General features: G+C 35.8%; 14 protein-coding genes. 2 read left to right on the top strand and 12 right to left on the bottom strand.

From position 1 onward, the window contains the following. Positions 1–159: 159 nt before the first annotated feature. The gene (locus tag CQ046_RS07395) at positions 160–561 is read left to right on the top strand and encodes a nuclear transport factor 2 family protein (RefSeq protein ID WP_105701636.1); all 402 of its coding nucleotides are present in this window, start codon (positions 160–162) and stop codon (positions 559–561) included. A gap of 301 nt (positions 562–862) precedes the next feature. Here CQ046_RS07395 and CQ046_RS07390 read toward each other — a convergent pair whose 3' ends face one another. The 6 genes from CQ046_RS07390 to CQ046_RS07365 form a co-directional block, all read right to left on the bottom strand. Continuing rightward, entirely contained in the window at positions 863–1363 is a 501-nt protein-coding gene (locus CQ046_RS07390) for a hypothetical protein (RefSeq protein WP_105701635.1), read from the bottom strand. Positions 1364–1548: 185 nt separating this feature from the next. Continuing rightward, a complete protein-coding gene (locus CQ046_RS07385; RefSeq protein ID WP_105701634.1) occupies positions 1549–2397 on the bottom strand; it encodes a DUF6602 domain-containing protein in 849 nt (282 codons plus the stop codon). Positions 2398–2507: 110 nt separating this feature from the next. Beyond that, positions 2508–5690, bottom strand: coding sequence for a carbamoyl-phosphate synthase large subunit (gene carB / locus CQ046_RS07380; protein ID WP_105701633.1), 3183 nt, complete (start codon positions 5688–5690; stop codon positions 2508–2510). A gap of 56 nt (positions 5691–5746) precedes the next feature. Continuing rightward, positions 5747–6097, bottom strand: a complete 351-nt coding sequence (locus CQ046_RS07375; RefSeq protein ID WP_105701632.1) for a four helix bundle protein — start codon at positions 6095–6097, stop codon at positions 5747–5749. Positions 6098–6155: 58 nt separating this feature from the next. Next, the gene (locus tag CQ046_RS07370) at positions 6156–7229 is read right to left on the bottom strand and encodes a carbamoyl phosphate synthase small subunit (protein WP_105701631.1); all 1074 of its coding nucleotides are present in this window, start codon (positions 7227–7229) and stop codon (positions 6156–6158) included. A 169-nt stretch (positions 7230–7398) separates the two neighbouring features. Further along, positions 7399–8289, bottom strand: a complete 891-nt coding sequence (locus tag CQ046_RS07365) for an aspartate carbamoyltransferase catalytic subunit (RefSeq protein WP_105701630.1) — start codon at positions 8287–8289, stop codon at positions 7399–7401. A gap of 241 nt (positions 8290–8530) precedes the next feature. On the opposite strand from CQ046_RS07365, the gene CQ046_RS07360 reads away from it, so the two are divergent. Then, positions 8531–8992, top strand: a complete 462-nt coding sequence (locus CQ046_RS07360) for an Lrp/AsnC family transcriptional regulator (protein WP_105701629.1) — start codon at positions 8531–8533, stop codon at positions 8990–8992. Positions 8993–9304: 312 nt separating this feature from the next. Here the strand turns inward: CQ046_RS07360 and argH are convergent, their stop codons facing one another. The 6 genes from argH to argC form a co-directional block, all read right to left on the bottom strand. Next, complete coding sequence (gene argH / locus CQ046_RS07355) at positions 9305–10609, bottom strand: argininosuccinate lyase (protein ID WP_105701672.1); 1305 nt, start codon at positions 10607–10609, stop codon at positions 9305–9307. Positions 10610–10855: 246 nt separating this feature from the next. Next, complete coding sequence (locus CQ046_RS07350; protein WP_105701628.1) at positions 10856–11938, bottom strand: M20 family metallo-hydrolase; 1083 nt, start codon at positions 11936–11938, stop codon at positions 10856–10858. After that, positions 11913–12707 carry an acetylglutamate kinase gene (gene argB, locus CQ046_RS07345; RefSeq protein WP_105701627.1) on the bottom strand — a complete coding sequence of 265 codons (795 nt, stop codon included), beginning with the start codon at positions 12705–12707 and terminating at the stop codon, positions 11913–11915. The genes CQ046_RS07350 and argB overlap by 26 nt, the downstream gene beginning before the upstream one ends. A 63-nt stretch (positions 12708–12770) precedes the next feature. Beyond that, positions 12771–13727 (bottom strand): N-acetylornithine carbamoyltransferase, encoded by a 957-nt coding sequence (locus tag CQ046_RS07340; protein WP_105701626.1) that lies wholly within the window; start codon positions 13725–13727, stop codon positions 12771–12773. A gap of 37 nt (positions 13728–13764) precedes the next feature. Then, positions 13765–14904 (bottom strand): aspartate aminotransferase family protein, encoded by a 1140-nt coding sequence (locus tag CQ046_RS07335; RefSeq protein WP_105701625.1) that lies wholly within the window; start codon positions 14902–14904, stop codon positions 13765–13767. Positions 14905–15016: 112 nt separating this feature from the next. Next, a complete protein-coding gene (gene argC, locus CQ046_RS07330; RefSeq protein ID WP_105701624.1) occupies positions 15017–15982 on the bottom strand; it encodes an N-acetyl-gamma-glutamyl-phosphate reductase in 966 nt (321 codons plus the stop codon). Positions 15983–16017: the final 35 nt, after the last annotated feature.

Below are 16017 nucleotides of genomic sequence, written 5' to 3'. Positions count from 1 at the left end.
TTATTAATTCTAAATAAAAACATGATACAAATCATAAAACTATCTTCATGAAACAGCCCTTCAATAATGGATTTTATGAAAATAAACAACAATTAGAATTTAAATTTTTCTTATCTTCATGACTCAAGTAAAGCTAATGATTGATTATAATTTTTAAAAATGAGCAACAATATCCAAGAAACCATTCAGCAATTTCTACAGTTTATGTCGGAAAGAAATCTAACAGAATTAACTGGTCTTTTTTCTGATACTGTAGACTGGTATATCTCTGGTGATGAACAAAAAGCGCCATGGCTGGGAATAAGAAATAGTAAGCAGGAAGTCTCCGCCTTTTTTGAACTGTTATGGAAAAATACGGAACCCGTTTCTGCAAAAATTGATCATATTTTCAACGATGATGAAAATGCAGTGATCACTGGAGAATTTGTAACGAAAATGCTTGAAACAGGCCATATTGTAGAGTCTTTATTCTGTATTCAGATGTGTATTCAAAATAATAACATTACACGCTATAGATTGCTGGAAGACAGTTTGGCTGTTTCAAAGGCTTTGGAAAAGTAGTTAGGGATTATTTATCTTATTGACAACAACATACATTGGAGTTGTTTAGACTTATCAAAAAATATTGGATATTTCTTAAACCATTAAGAAGGATTTAAGCAGTAAAGCATAGTTAAGATAAATCATTCTGATTTTTAAGCTTAAAGCGAAGCTCATCTTAATACTCTAAACACCTTAATGCAATCTTAATGGTTCAAAAAAGTGTAAACAAGTTTATTATTAATGAGATTCTTTGAACAATGTTTGCAGAACTTCATTCTGTGTCAGAATTACATTGCTTTTAATATATAAAATTACTTTTCTATATCACGGCAGATGCCATCATCGACATATAATAATTGGCACAATGGAGTGCGTTGATTAAAACAATTTCTTTTTCCGGAAAGGTTTCAAAAGCATCAGATGTAGTAATCTGGTATTCATAATTCAGGGAAGTCCATTTCAGATGGGGTTTTATCACCATCAGCTCTACGCCATCCTGATCTGTGAGGACAAATGATTCTTTAAAAATGCCTCTGTGTTTAAAAAGATAGCCATTTTTAATCCCATCAAAATAGGTCTGCACCACAATTTCCCCATTCCAGTTCATTCTGAATTTCAGAAGTACTCTTTCATGATCTTTAAGCTCGATGGTTGTTCCCCAAAACCCTTTTGGCTCCACCTGATAGATTTGTCCACCTGCAATTTCAATGGCAGCATTAAATTTAAACCAGCTTGTATAAGTAAGTTTTCCAATTAATTTTTCTTCTCTTGTGACTTCAAAAGATAAAGAATTGCTTGATTTTGCGTAATATTCTGCCATGGTTATATTATAATTTGGTCGAATTTTTATTAGTTTTTAAAAAATAATAACAGCTTGAATTTTAACGCTCTAATTTATAAATAATTCGGTAAACATAATGTAATTTTTAAGCTGGTGTGATAAAAAATTCATCATCCTGAATAGTCTGTCTTCTTTTTATGGGCAAGTAAAATATTATTTATATATTATTCTTGATAAGAAAAAATACCACCGTTTAATTGAATTCCTAAATAATCTGTTATTTCAGGATAATATATACTAGCACTACTAGTTCCCATAAATATATAAGACCCTGCAACTTTCAAATGCAAATTTGAATTTTCAACAGGTGGCCTAATCAAACTGTGTTTAAATTCATATTGGTTGATTTTAGGATACATTACAATTTTACGATTTTCATCATAATAAGCCAATAAACCATCTTCAACACTAATAATAAGATTATGTTTTTGTCTTGTCAAAATGTCTTGTTCATAGAATCCATCTATTTCATTACAAATATTATCAAAATTAAAATTGAATTTGTTACAGATTAAAACTGAGAAAATATTATCATATGCGTAATTTTCCGGATCGAAACCTGCTTCCTCTCTTGTAATCACTGAGGGTGTTGTCATTTTTTCTTTTAAAATTTTATTCCTTGCCAACTTATTTAAAGCCTCTTTTAATTGCAACTTATTTAAATCAGATTTTACTTCAACAATTCCTACTACAGTTTCTACAGGAAAAAACTTTTGTTTCTCATTATTCTCAATTAATGGAGTATTATTTTTATCAAAAATAATAATATCAATTTGAGTACTTACATCTCCTTTATCATTAATAATAAAACCTGCCCCAAAGTCTAATTTTAAAGGTGTTATTGCTCTTAGATATTCTTTACAAACATTTTCTCGGAAAACACCATATTCTCCAGGATGTATTAGTTTTTTTGAAACTCCATCATAGTATAGACCTTTTGACGTCTCTTTAAAAGAATATCTAAAAAAATCAATTTTTTCCTCAAGAATTTTATTAAAAATGGAACTGCTCATTGCGATTTTAATTTTATATGATGATTAATAATTATTTTAAATAAAAGTAATAAAACCCCCCATAGATTTCAAAAATCTATGGGGGTTATAATATTTATTCAAGCTCGAAATTACATCGTCTCCATTTTGAAGCTCATGCTTTCGATAACTTTTAAGATCGCTTCTACTGTATCCATTGAAGTTAAACAAGGAACACCGTTTTCTACACTCATTCTTCTGATCTGGAATCCGTCTCTTTCAGCCTGTTTACCTTTTGTAGTGGTATTCACAACATACTGAACTTTTCCTTTCTGGATCAGGTCAATAAGATTTACGCTTTCTTCTCCGATTTTGTATCCGATTTTGCAAGGAATTCCTTTTTCTCCGAAGAACTTCGCAGTACCTTCCGTAGCCCAGATTCTGAATCCAACTTCATGGAATCTTGCTGCAAGTGCTGCTGCTTCCTCTTTGTGCTTATCTGCTACCGTGAACAGGATAGAACCGTGCATAGGAACTTTTCTTCCTGCAGCAACCAATCCTTTGTAAAGTGCTTTTTCAAGGGTTGTATCTTTCCCCATAACTTCTCCTGTAGACTTCATTTCAGGCCCTAAAGAGATGTCCACTTTCGTTAGTTTTGAGAAAGAGAATACCGGTACTTTTACAAATACTCCTTCTTTGTTTGGAACCAATCCGTTTTTGTAACCTAAATCTTTCAGTTTTTGTCCCAGAATTGCCTTTGTTGCAAGGTTCGCCATTGGAACTTCTGTAATTTTTGATAAGAAAGGAACTGTTCTTGATGAACGAGGGTTTACTTCGATTACATATACATTTCCTTCGAAAAGGACGTACTGGATGTTCATTAATCCAATAACCTTTAATCCTTTTGCCAGTCTTTGTGTATAGTCTACTAAAGTGTCAATCTCACTCTGAGAAATATTTTGCGGCGGATATACTGCGATTGAGTCTCCGGAGTGAACTCCTGCTCTTTCGATGTGCTCCATAATTCCCGGAATCACTACAGTTTCACCGTCACAGATGGCATCTACTTCAATCTCCTTTCCTACCATGTACTTGTCTACCAATACTGGGTGCTCAGGGCTTGCTTCTACTGCATTTTCCATGTAGTGAGCCAATTCTGCTTCTGCATATACAATTTCCATCGCTCTACCTCCAAGAACGTAGCTTGGACGCACCAATACCGGATATCCGATTTCATTAGCGATTTCTATAGCTTCTTCTTTCGAAGTTGAAGTTCTTCCTTTTGGCTGAGGAATTCCCAATTCCTGAAGTGCTTTTTCGAATTTATCTCTGTTTTCAGCTCTATCAAGATCTTCCAATGAAGTTCCTAAGATCTGTACTCCGTGAGAGGCTAATTTATCTGCAAGGTTGATCGCAGTTTGCCCCCCGAACTGTACTACAACTCCTTTTGGTTTTTCAAGCTCGATGATGTTCATTACATCTTCTTCTGTAAGCGGCTCGAAGTATAGTTTATCAGAGATAGAGAAGTCTGTAGAAACTGTTTCAGGGTTGTTGTTGATGATGATCGCTTCGTAACCCATTTCTTTGATCGCCCATACAGAGTGAACGGTTGCGTAGTCAAACTCAACTCCTTGTCCGATTCTGATAGGTCCAGAACCTAGTACAATGATTTTTTCTTTGTCTGAAACAACACTTTCGTTCTCTTCTTCGTAAGTTCCGTAGAAATAAGGGGTTTCACTTTCAAATTCAGCGGCACAAGTGTCTACCATTTTGTAAACCGGCATGATTCCGTTTTCTTTTCTGAAGTTGAAAATCTCACGTTCTTTTACATCCCAAAGCACTGCAATATTGATGTCTGCAAACCCTAATCTTTTAGCTTCGATTAATGTTTCTTTATCAAATTTGTTTTCAGCGATTACTTTTTCAAAATCAACTAACTTTTTTAGTTTCCAGATAAAGAATTTGTCGATTTTACTCCATTCTACAATCTGTTCCCAGTCGTATCCTCTTCTTAAAGCATCTCCGATAATGAATAATCTCTCGTCATCACATACTCTGATTCTTCTTTCGATTTCCTCAGCAGTAAGAGCCTGAGCCTGCTTTGTTTTTAATCCTAAATGCTTAATTCCTGTTTCTAATGAACGGATTGCTTTCTGTAAAGATTCTTCAAGGTTTCTTCCAATCGCCATTACTTCACCAGTTGCTTTCATCTGAGTAGAAAGTCTTCTGTCTGCTGTTTCAAATTTATCGAATGGGAATCTTGGGAATTTTGTTACCACATAGTCAAGAGCCGGCTCGAAACATGCATATGTTTTTCCTGTTACAGGGTTCATAATTTCATCCAGAGTCAATCCTACAGCAATCTTTGCAGCAATCTTTGCAATCGGATATCCTGTTGCTTTACTTGCTAACGCTGATGAACGGGAAACTCTAGGGTTTACCTCGATGATATAATATTCGAATGAATGTGGGTCTAAAGCCAACTGTACGTTACATCCACCTTCAATTCCTAAAGCTCTGATGATTTTCAGGGAAGCATTTCTCAATAATTGATACTCTCTGTCTGAAAGCGTTTGAGAAGGTGCTACTACTATAGAGTCTCCTGTGTGAACTCCTACCGGATCAATATTTTCCATGTTACAAACCACAATGGCGTTGTCGTTTGCATCACGCATTACTTCGTATTCAATTTCTTTGAAACCTGCGATTGATTTTTCGATAAGACACTGCGTAACCGGGCTGTGTTTCAGTCCTAATTCAGCAATCTCTTTCAATTCAACTTCTGTAGAAGCGATACCACCTCCGGTACCTCCCATTGTAAAAGCAGGACGAACAATTACAGGATAACCGATCTCATTTGCGAAAGCCAGTGCTCCTTCTACCGTATTGACGATATCAGATTCTGGTACCGGCTCGTTCAGTTCTCTCATCAACTCACGGAAAAGGTCTCTGTCTTCTGCTCTGTTGATGGCAGAAAGCTTAGTTCCTAATACTTCCACTTTGCATTCTTCAAGAATTCCTGATTTTTCCAATTCTACCGCCATATTCAGACCTGTTTGTCCTCCTAATGTTGGTAATAATGCATCCGGACGTTCTTTTCTGATGATGTGGCTTACAAACTGTAATGAAATCGGCTCGATGTATACTTTATCAGCGATTTCCACATCTGTCATGATCGTTGCAGGGTTTGAGTTGATCAAAATTACTTTGTAGCCTTCTTCTTTCAAAGACAGACAAGCCTGCGTTCCTGCGTAATCAAATTCAGCTGCCTGACCAATGATGATAGGTCCTGAACCGATTACTAAAATTGTTTTTATATCTGTACGTTTTGCCATTTTTCTTTTTTTATTAGAGTCAAGAATCCAGAGCCAAGAGCCAAGATTTCCAGACTTTATTTTAAATTATTTTTGAATGAGTAAATCATTCTTTGAATTTCAGAAACTTCATTTAATAAAGCATTTACTTTGTCTTCAGTTAAAAGATTCAACTCTTTCACCAAAATCAATTGAGTTTGCAATTCAAATGCAGAGCCTAAAGCAATAGCAAGAAAATGATTAAATTCTTTACTACTATTTCTCCCAGAACCTTCAGCAATATTAGAAGGAATAGAAATGACACATCTTTTAATTTGAGAAATTAAACCATACTTTTCATCACTACTTATCTCTTTACAAATAATATAAATATTTTTTGCCAACGCAATAGATTTTTGCCAGAAAAGTAGTTTTTCAAAGTTGTGCATCTGTATGTTTTATCCGTCTTAAGTCTTGACTCTTGGTTCTTGGCTCCTTATTTTATTTTTACTTTTTAAAGTCCTCCATCATTTGAATGAACTCGTCAAACAGGTAGTTTGCATCTTCCGGACCAGGGCTCGCTTCAGGGTGATACTGAACTGAGAAACAAGGGTGAATTTTGTGTTTTAATCCTTCGTTTGTTCTGTCGTTCAAAGCGATATGTGTTTCGATAAGATCTGTTCCTTTTAAGCTTTCCTGATCTACAGCATATCCATGGTTTTGAGAAGTAATGGCTACTGTATTTTTCTCCAGATCCAACACAGGGTGGTTTCCTCCTCTGTGTCCGAATTTCAGTTTAAAAGTTTTCGCTCCACAAGCAAGACCAATCAATTGGTGTCCTAAACATATTCCGAAGATGGGAACTTTTCCTAATAATCCTCTGATCATATCTAACGCGTGTGGTACATCTTCCGGGTCACCAGGACCATTTGAAAGCATGATTCCGTCCGGATTCATCAATAAGATTTCTTCTGCTGTTGTATCCTGAGAAACCACAATGATATCACAGTTTCTTTGAGACAGTTCTCTGATAATTCCAAGTTTTGCACCGAAGTCTACCAATACTACTTTGAAACCTCTGTTTGGGTTAGCATAAGGTGTTTTTGTGGAAACTTCTTCTACCTGATTAGTTGGGAAACTTGTTGATTTCAATTCAGAAGCTACAGCAGCTTCGTCAGCATCAGCGTTTACGATTTTTCCTTTAACAACTCCGGAGTTACGAAGAATTCTTGTCAGTCTTCTTGTGTCGATTCCTGAAATTCCTGAAAGATTTTTCTTTTTAAATAATTCATCTAAAGTAATCTGAGTACGGAAATTGGAAGGAAGATCGCAAAGTTCTTTTACGATAAGCCCTTTGATTGCCGGCTCAATACTTTCATAATCATCACGGTTAATACCATAATTTCCGATAAGCGGATAGGTCATACAAACTATCTGACCACAATACGATGGGTCAGAAATCAATTCCTGATACCCTGTCATTCCGGTATTGAAAACTACTTCTCCTGCTGTTTCCAATTCTGCTCCGAAACCTTCTCCATGAAACACTTCACCGGACTCCAGTATTAATTTTTTCTTCATTTTAAACTTTTATCTCTTATTATTTATATGTCATTAACAGGTCGCCCTTACAGGGCTTGGATTATTTAAATCCTTTTATTTTCATGGGCTTCACCCATTGCTATTAGCAGGTCGCCCCTCTGGGGCTCTTTCTTCTTACTTTTAACCTGACTCTTTTTTATTTTGGCTCTTATTTAAAGGTATACCCTTTACTTTCCAATGCTTCTTTCAGAATGGCCATTCTTGCGAATACCCCATTCTGCATTTGTTTGAAGACTCTTGATCTTTCACATTCTACAAGATCTGAATCTATCTCCACTCCTCTGTTAATCGGAGCCGGATGCATGATGATTGCTTCTTTTTTCATGGCTTGTTCTCTTTCTTTAGTCAGTCCATATCTTCTGTGATATTCTGAGGCAGTGAAGCTCATTGCATCATCATGTCTTTCATGTTGGATTCTTAATAACATCAGAACATCCACTTCAGCAATCAGCTCATCTACTGACATATACGTTCCGTTGATCAGAGCTCCTTCGTCAAACCACTGTTCCGGCCCTGAGAAGTATACTTTAGCTCCTAACCTTCTTAATGCTTCTGCATTTGAGTTGGCAACGCGGCTGTGCTTTACATCTCCGACAATTCCTACCTTCAGTCCTTCGAACTTTCCAAATTCCTGGTAGATGGTCATCAGATCCAGCATACATTGTGAAGGATGGTTTCCTGTACCGTCTCCTCCGTTGATTACCGGAATTTTAATATTTTTCAGTTCCTCGAAGTATCTGTCTTTCTTATCACGGATCACCACAAGATTTACTCCTATACTTTCAATCGTCTTTACGGTGTCATAAAGACTCTCACCTTTGTTTACTGAACTGTGTGATGCATCAAAAGGAACTACCTGAAGTCCCAGTTTTCTTTCTGCAAGATCAAAACTTGTTTTCGTTCTTGTACTGTCTTCGAAGAAAAGGTTTGAGCAAAAAACTTCTCCTTCAATTTTAGCAGTTTTACCATTTGCAAAAGCCATTGCTTCTGTCAGTATACTGTTGATTCTCTCGGTGCTTAGTTCTGTAATCGTAAACATAATTCTAATTTTTGGGCATAAAAAAAGCGAAGACAACTATCTTCGCTTAATAACAATAAATATCGTAAAGGGCGCTTTCGCCCGGTAAATCTAATGATATAAATGCTTTTTTATTCATTAGGTGCAAAGATACAACAATTTTATGAACCTACAAAAATTATGTTTAAAATAAATTAAAAACTTCAGTCTTTCCTTATTCTCATTTAAAATTAATATTTTTGTTAACATACAACCTTATTCTATGGATTTAAAAGACAAAATGATTCTCAGTATTATTCAGGAAGACTCTACATTATCGGTAAAAGAAATTTCCGAAAAGATAGGTCTTACCTTTACTCCTACGTATGAGCGAATCAAACAATTGGAGAAACATGGGATCATTGAAAAATACGTTGGTCTTTTAAACCGTGAAAAACTGGGACTTAATATTATCGTTTATTGTAATGTACGTCTTAAGGAACAATCCAAAAAAGTATTGGAGACCTTTGAGGACAATATTTCCAAATACGATGAAGTTCAGGAAATCACCAGCCTTTCCGGAGAATATGATTATATGCTGAAAATTATCGCAAAAGACATCAATTCTTATAATGAGTTTGCGGTGAGTGTAATTTCAAATCTTCCCAACATTGGACAATACCATAGCTCCATTGTACTTCATGAGGTAAAAAAATCTACCAAGTTTAAAATTGATCTGGAATAATCCTTCTATTTTAAACCATTAAGAGATTTTAAGAGGTGAAGAATAATTAAATAATTCGCAAGCGAATTTTAAAACATTGCAGCTAAAAAAATAGGTATCTTCTTAACTTACATTAAAACCTTTATATTCCTTAATGGTTCAATTTATCAATCATCAAATTCAAAGAGCAGAGTAAAATCAAACCATTAAGATCACTTAAGCAGATAAGATTTAAGATTAAGGCTTTCACAACGAAAAGACAGCAGGCTAAAATAATTTTAGAATTTCCACTGATTTTTGCCTAAGTTTTTAATGACCTTAATGGCTTAGATTCTAACCCAATAATTTATTTTTCAGCTTATTGAACTGATATTCTATTTTATCCAGACAAAGATTGCCGATACTTCCCTGATGGGTATGTTCAAGATTTCCAGATTCAAATTCAAACTCATTGTTTTCGATCTCCTGTCCTACTTTCACATAAGCATCACGGAATGAACTTCCATTTTTCACTTCTTCATTAATCTTTTCTACACTGAACAGATATTTGTACTTTTCATCTTCCAGAATTCCGTCTTTTACCTTAATATTCGGTAAAGTATAACTTAGAATTTCCAGACATTCTTTTAAAGAATCTATTGCCGGAAAAAGTATTTCTTTCGTAAGCTGTACATCTCTGTGATATCCGGAAGGCAGATTGTTTGTCAAAAGAATCAATTCGTTCGGAAGTGACTGAATTCTGTTGCATCGTGCACGAACCAGCTCAAAGATATCCGGATTCTTTTTATGAGGCATAATACTGCTTCCTGTAGTAAATTCCTTTGGAAAGCTGATAAAATCAAAATTCTGACTCAGATACAAGCAAACATCATAAGCAAACTTCCCAAGTGTTCCAGCTAAAGTTGCCATTGCCATTGATAACATTTTTTCTGACTTTCCACGGGTCATCTGAGCATACACCGAGTTATAATTCATCGACTGGAAGCCCAGATTATAAGTGGTACTTTCACGATTGATCGGGAAAGATGAACCATAACCAGCTGCTGATCCTAATGGATTTTTATTGATGATATTCTTTACCGAAAACAGCATTTCCACATCGTCTAAAAGCGCTTCTGCATAAGCTCCGAACCACAATCCGAATGATGAAGGCATTGCAATCTGCAAATGGGTATATCCCGGAAGCAGAACATTTTTATGCTGATCTGCCAATTGAATTAAAATCTGGAAAAACTCATCAGTAAGAGCAGTGATCTCACGGATTTCATCCAGTAAGTACAATTTTATATCCAGTAAAACCTGATCATTCCGGGATCTTGCCGTATGGATTTTCTTTCCTGTATCTCCTAATTCTTCAATGAGAATGGCTTCTACCTGAGAATGGATATCCTCAGCATCTTTATCAATTTCAAAACTACCTTCTTCAATTTTATTTAAAATAGTATTCAAAACAAATAACATCTGTTCTGATTCTTCCTGAGTGATAATTCCGGTTTCTGCCAGCATTTTGCAATGTGCCATAGAACCTTTCACATCATATTTCGCTAAACGTTCATCAAAGTCAAGATCTTTACCGACTGTAAAGTTATTGACTAATATATTGGTGGCAAGGTCATCCTTCTGCCATATTTTTTTCATAATATTCTGATTTAAAATACTGATGGGTTTTGACATGCCCAGCAAGGCAATCCTTATTACTATTAACTATAAAAAAACATTTCCTTATGTAAAGCTTTCATTTCTAATTTTCTTTTTGCATAAATCTTATTAAAAACTAAACTTCAATGCCTGCCGGGCGGAGTCAAAACATATATTGAGCTGGAAGCCTGAGGCTGGAGGCTGGAAGCTAATAACTTTCCTCTTCCTACACCCATCTTCCATTATTTATAACACTTTTTCTAAAATTCTGATGTAGATTTCTATTCCTTCTTCTATTTCCTGGATATAGATAAATTCATCTGCTGTGTGAGAGCGCCTACTGTCTCCAGGTCCCAGTTTCACGGATGTACATGGAATAATCGCCTGGTCTGAAGAGGTAGGTGAACCGTAAGTTGTCCTTCCAATTTCAATTCCTGCTTTTACGAATGGATGATCCATTTCGATCTTTGAAGAATTTAGCCTGAACGATCTTGCCGTTAATGTAGATTTCATCTGAGACTGAATAATATCGAATGCTTCCTGATTAGAATATTCATCTGTCACTCTTACATCCAGTGTGAAACAGCATGATTCCGGAACAACGTTATGCTGTACACCTGCATGAATTCCGGATAAAGTAACCTTAACTTCTCCCAGGTATTCTGAAACCTTTGGAAATTTAAAGTCAAGGATATTCTGCAGATCCTGCATACATTTTACAATAGAATTATCATCATTAGGATGAGCGGCATGAGAAGGAGTACCTTTCATTTCTCCATCTATCACAAGAAGTCCTTTTTCTGCAATCGCCAGATTCATCTGCGTGGGTTCTCCTACAATGGCGAGTTCTACGTTGGGTAGCTGCGGAAACAAGGCTTCTATCCCATCAAATCCTGAGATCTCCTCCTCTGCCGTCAAAGCAATAACTAAATTATATTTTAAATCTTCTTTATTATAAAAATGTAAAAAAACCTGTGCCATAGAAACCAAAGAAGCACCTGCATCATTACTTCCCAATCCGAACAGTTTTCCATCCTTTTCAATAGGAATGAACGGATCCAGCGTATAAGCTTTATTAGGCTTTACTGTATCATGATGTGTATTCAGTAAAATGGAAGGCTTAAAAACATCAAAATGTTTATTTACCGACCAGATATTGTTTTTAAAACGTTTGGTAGGAATCTGGTGCTTTTTGAAAAAATTCTCAATTTCCACCGAAGTATTAAACTCATCTTTACTGAATGAAGGAATCTCAATCAAATTTTTAAGCAATCCGACCGCATTATTCAATAGCTCTTCTTTATTATAAACAGATTTCAGTTCCTGCATGATGATTTTCTATATGGTTTTTCAATTCTGTTTCTTTGATCAGAAACACTTTATCTACATTATTTTTTATGGCTCCAAGAGCATTTTCAAGTTTGGGTAAAATCCCTTTGTGAAGCTTTCCTTCTTCTTTTAATGTGGTGAAATCTTCCTCAGTTACACTTTTAATGACTGATTCAGGATCATTGACATCTTCTAAGACTCCTTCTTTATCAAAACAGTATAACAATTCAACTTCATATTTCTCCGAAAGAGCCTGCGCCATCACAGAAGCAATAGTATCTGCATTGGTATTGAAAAGATTTCCTTTTCTATCGTGGGTAATCGCTGAAAACACCGGAACAAGATTGAGTTTCATGAGCTTTGAAACCAGCTTCCTATTCACACTTTTCTTACTGATATCCCCTACAAATCCGAAATCAATTTCAGGATGTTCTCTTTTTTTAGCCTTAATTAAGTTTCCATCAGCCCCAGAAAATCCTATAGCATTGCATTTTTTATGCTGCAGTTTCTCAACAATATTTTTATTGATTCCTCCCGCATACACCATCGTTACAATATCCAATGTCTCTTTATCTGTAATCCTCCTTCCGTTGATCATTTTCTGCTCAATCCCCAGTTTATCAGCAAGTGTTGTAGCCAATTTTCCACCACCGTGTACAAGAATTTTCTTTTCCTGGATTTCAGAAAATTGTTCTAAGAATTGGGTTAATAATTCTTCATCATCAATTAAAGCTCCTCCAATTTTTATGATGTATAACTTTTCTTTCATTTGTCAACTTTTTGGGATCCTTTTTCATCCTTGTTAAGGTTTTGAACCTTGACAAGGATTATTTTAAGCTTTTAATTCATCTAAAATTTCACTGAATACAGCTTGTGCTGAGAAAATTCGGTTTTTTGCCTGCTGGTAGATGATAGAATGATCTCCATCCATAACTTCATCACTCAATTCCACATTACGACGCACCGGAAGACAGTGCATTACTTTTGCGTCATTGGTATGTGCTAATTTTTCATTGGTAAGCATCCAGTCGCCTTTTACTTCAGGCATTGCTGCATAATCATCAAAAGAAGACCAGTTTTTTACATAAACAAAATCCGCATTTTTCAACGCTTCATCCTGATCATGAATTACTGTTACATCTTTTGTGAAGTTTTTATCTAAATCATACCCTTCGGGATTGGTAATTACCAATTCCACATCCATTTCCTGCATCCATTCTGCGAAAGAATTCCCAACAGCATGGGCAATAGGCTTGATGTGCGGTGCCCAGGTCAGTACCACTTTAGGTTTATAATCTTTTTCCCAGTTTTCTGTAATCGTGATACAGTCTGCTAAGCTTTGCAACGGGTGACGGGTAGCCGATTCCAATGAAATGACAGGAACTTTTGCATGTTTTTCAAACTGGCTTAAGATACTTTCATTCACATCATCTTCTTTACTCTTCATTCCTGCAAAACAACGCACTGCAATGATGTCGCAATATTGGTTTAACACTTCAATCGCGTCTTTAATATGCTCTACAGTATCACCGTTCATTACTGCTCCATCAGCAAATTCAAGATTCCAGGCTTCCTGCGCAGCGTTTAATGTCAAAACATTTAAGCCTAAATTTTGAGCTGCAATCTGACTGCTCAGACGGGTTCTCAAACTTGAGTTTAAAAATACAAGTCCGATTGTTTTTCCCTTTCCTTTTTGTGTTTCAGTAAGGGGGTTTGCTTTTATTTGTAAAGCTTTTTTTATGATTTCCTGTAAGTTTTCTACATCACTTACAGATGTAAATTTTTTCATTTTAAAATTGATTTTAAAGATTTTGTTTTTAAATCCCTTAGATATTCCCCAACACCACTTTCAAAGCGCTGATGAAAAGATCTGTTTCCTCTTTTTTGATATTCAGTGCCGGAAGAATCCTAAGTACTGTTTTATCATTCGAGTTTCCAGTGAAAATATGATGATCAAACAATAAGCTTTTCCTTATTTCTGAACAGTCTCCATCGAGTTCTATTCCGATCATCAATCCTTTCCTTCGGATGGATTTAATATGTGGTAAATCTTTAATTTCATTTTCTATATATTCGCCCATTTTCTGAGCATTTTCGAGAAGATTTTCATCTTTCATGACATCCAGAACAGCAATAGAAGCTGCACAAGCAAGATGATTTCCTCCAAATGTAGTTCCCAGCAAACCGTTGCTTGCCTGAAACTTAGGATGAATCAAAACTCCACCCACTGGAAATCCGTTCCCCATTCCTTTTGCTGTAGTAATAATATCTGCTTCTACACCAAATTCCTGATGAGCAAAGAAATATCCGCTTCTTCCATATCCGGACTGCACTTCATCCAAAATAAGAACAGCATCATATTTTTCACACAATTCTTTGATTTTAGATAAAAATTCCGGTGTTGGAATTATAATTCCTCCTACTCCCTGAATTCCTTCGATGATTACCGATGAAATTTCACTTCCAAATTTCTCAAAGGTTTCTTCAAGCTGTTGTACATCATTCCATTCCGATTTGATAAACCTTTTGGAAAAGTTAACAGGAGCCACAATTTTTGGATTATCAGTCACAGAAACCGCTGCAGAAGTTCTTCCGTGGAATGAACCTGAAAAATAAAGCACTTTGCTTTTTCCATTATGAAAAGAAGCCAGCTTCAATGCATTTTCATTCGCTTCCGCTCCCGAATTGCACAAGAAAAGGTTATACTCTTCATATCCTGAAAGTTTTCCTAATTTTTCTGCCAGTTCAGTCTGTAATTTATTCTGAACAGAGTTGGAATAGAAAGATATTTTTTCCAGCTGATCTTTCAGTTTGTTCTGATAATGTGGATGGTTGTGCCCGATAGAAATCACTGCATGACCGCCGTAAAAATCAAGATATTGCTCTCCTTTATCATCCCAAAGAAATGATCCCTGAGCTTTTACCGGATTTATGTTGAATAATGGATATACGTTGAATAAATTCATTTTTGTTGCTAGTTGTTAGTTTGATGGTTGATCGTTGAAAGTTTGCAGGTCTAAAAGTTATTCTTCGCACTACTGCAACCTATCATCTGCAACCTTCTACCTTATTAATAAATTAGAATGCGATCGGTTTCAGGTTTAATCCTGCGTTTTCTTCCCAGTTCATGGCCAGATTCATATTCTGAACTGCCTGCCCTGAAGCACCTTTTAACAAATTGTCAATCGCTGAGTGAATAACGACAACATTTCCACTCTTTTCGATCTGAATCACACAGCGATTGGTATTGACAACCTGCTTTAAATCAACTGCCCTGCTACTTACCGTAACAAAAGGCTCCTCCGCATAGAAATCCTGATATAATTGTTCTATTTCCTCCAGCGTCAAATCTATCTTCATGGTGGAACTTGTAAAAATTCCTCTTGCAAAATCTCCTCTCCATGGAACAAAATTCAGGTTTACTTCTTTATTATTGAATGAAATCAGCTGCTGCAAAATCTCATCTACATGCTGATGAGTTAATGTTTTATACGCTGAAACATTATCATTTCTCCAGGTAAAATGAGTTGTCGCCTGCAAAGACTGTCCTGCTCCTGTAGAACCTGTAATCCCTGTAGTAAAAACTTCACTTAACGCTCCTTTTTCTGCTAATGGCAATAAAGCCAGTTGAATAGCTGTAGCAAAACATCCCGGGTTGGCAATACTTTTTGCATCCGTCAGTTGTTTTTTATTGATTTCAGGCAATCCGTAGATAAAATTTCTGTTCCCAAAGTTTCCACCTAAACGGAAATCGTTTCCAAGATCTATAACCAGCGTTTCATCTTTAACAGGATTCTGAGTTAACCAGTTTTGACTTTCCTTATGGGGAAGACACAGAAAAAGAATATCTACATCTTCAGATTTGTCCGTCAAAACCATTTCACAAACTGTCGTTAAATCCGGGTACAGATCCGAAATTCTTGTTCCCGAATTCGAACGACTATATAAAAAACTCAATGTCACATGGGGATGAAAAGCCAGTAAGCGTATCAGCTCACTTCCTGTATAACCGTTGGCACCAATGATTCCTACTGTTTTCTTCATTTTGATTCTGGCAGAATTTTGCTCTGCCTTTCATT

It is taken from the genome of Chryseobacterium sp. MYb7, assembly GCF_002979455.1.
GTDB lineage: Bacteria > Bacteroidota > Bacteroidia > Flavobacteriales > Weeksellaceae > Chryseobacterium.
The sequence above is the reverse complement of the archived record's forward strand: the minus strand, read 5'-3'. Positions and strand labels throughout refer to the sequence as shown.

Bases quoted from the DNA above. Each gene is read 5' to 3' on its own strand.
- CQ046_RS07395 (WP_105701636.1), top strand. From the start codon at position 160: ATGAGCAACAATATCCAAGAAACCATTCAGCAATTTCTACAGTTTATG.
- CQ046_RS07390 (WP_105701635.1), bottom strand. From the start codon at position 1,363: ATGGCAGAATATTACGCAAAATCAAGCAATTCTTTATCTTTTGAAGTC.
- CQ046_RS07385 (WP_105701634.1), bottom strand. From the start codon at position 2,397: ATGAGCAGTTCCATTTTTAATAAAATTCTTGAGGAAAAAATTGATTTT.
- carB (WP_105701633.1), bottom strand. From the start codon at position 5,690: ATGGCAAAACGTACAGATATAAAAACAATTTTAGTAATCGGTTCAGGA.
- CQ046_RS07375 (WP_105701632.1), bottom strand. From the start codon at position 6,097: ATGCACAACTTTGAAAAACTACTTTTCTGGCAAAAATCTATTGCGTTG.
- CQ046_RS07370 (WP_105701631.1), bottom strand. From the start codon at position 7,229: ATGAAGAAAAAATTAATACTGGAGTCCGGTGAAGTGTTTCATGGAGAA.
- CQ046_RS07365 (WP_105701630.1), bottom strand. From the start codon at position 8,289: ATGTTTACGATTACAGAACTAAGCACCGAGAGAATCAACAGTATACTG.
- CQ046_RS07360 (WP_105701629.1), top strand. From the start codon at position 8,531: ATGGATTTAAAAGACAAAATGATTCTCAGTATTATTCAGGAAGACTCT.
- argH (WP_105701672.1), bottom strand. From the start codon at position 10,609: ATGAAAAAAATATGGCAGAAGGATGACCTTGCCACCAATATATTAGTC.
- CQ046_RS07350 (WP_105701628.1), bottom strand. From the start codon at position 11,938: ATGCAGGAACTGAAATCTGTTTATAATAAAGAAGAGCTATTGAATAAT.
- argB (WP_105701627.1), bottom strand. From the start codon at position 12,707: ATGAAAGAAAAGTTATACATCATAAAAATTGGAGGAGCTTTAATTGAT.
- CQ046_RS07340 (WP_105701626.1), bottom strand. From the start codon at position 13,727: ATGAAAAAATTTACATCTGTAAGTGATGTAGAAAACTTACAGGAAATC.
- CQ046_RS07335 (WP_105701625.1), bottom strand. From the start codon at position 14,904: ATGAATTTATTCAACGTATATCCATTATTCAACATAAATCCGGTAAAA.
- argC (WP_105701624.1), bottom strand. From the start codon at position 15,982: ATGAAGAAAACAGTAGGAATCATTGGTGCCAACGGTTATACAGGAAGT.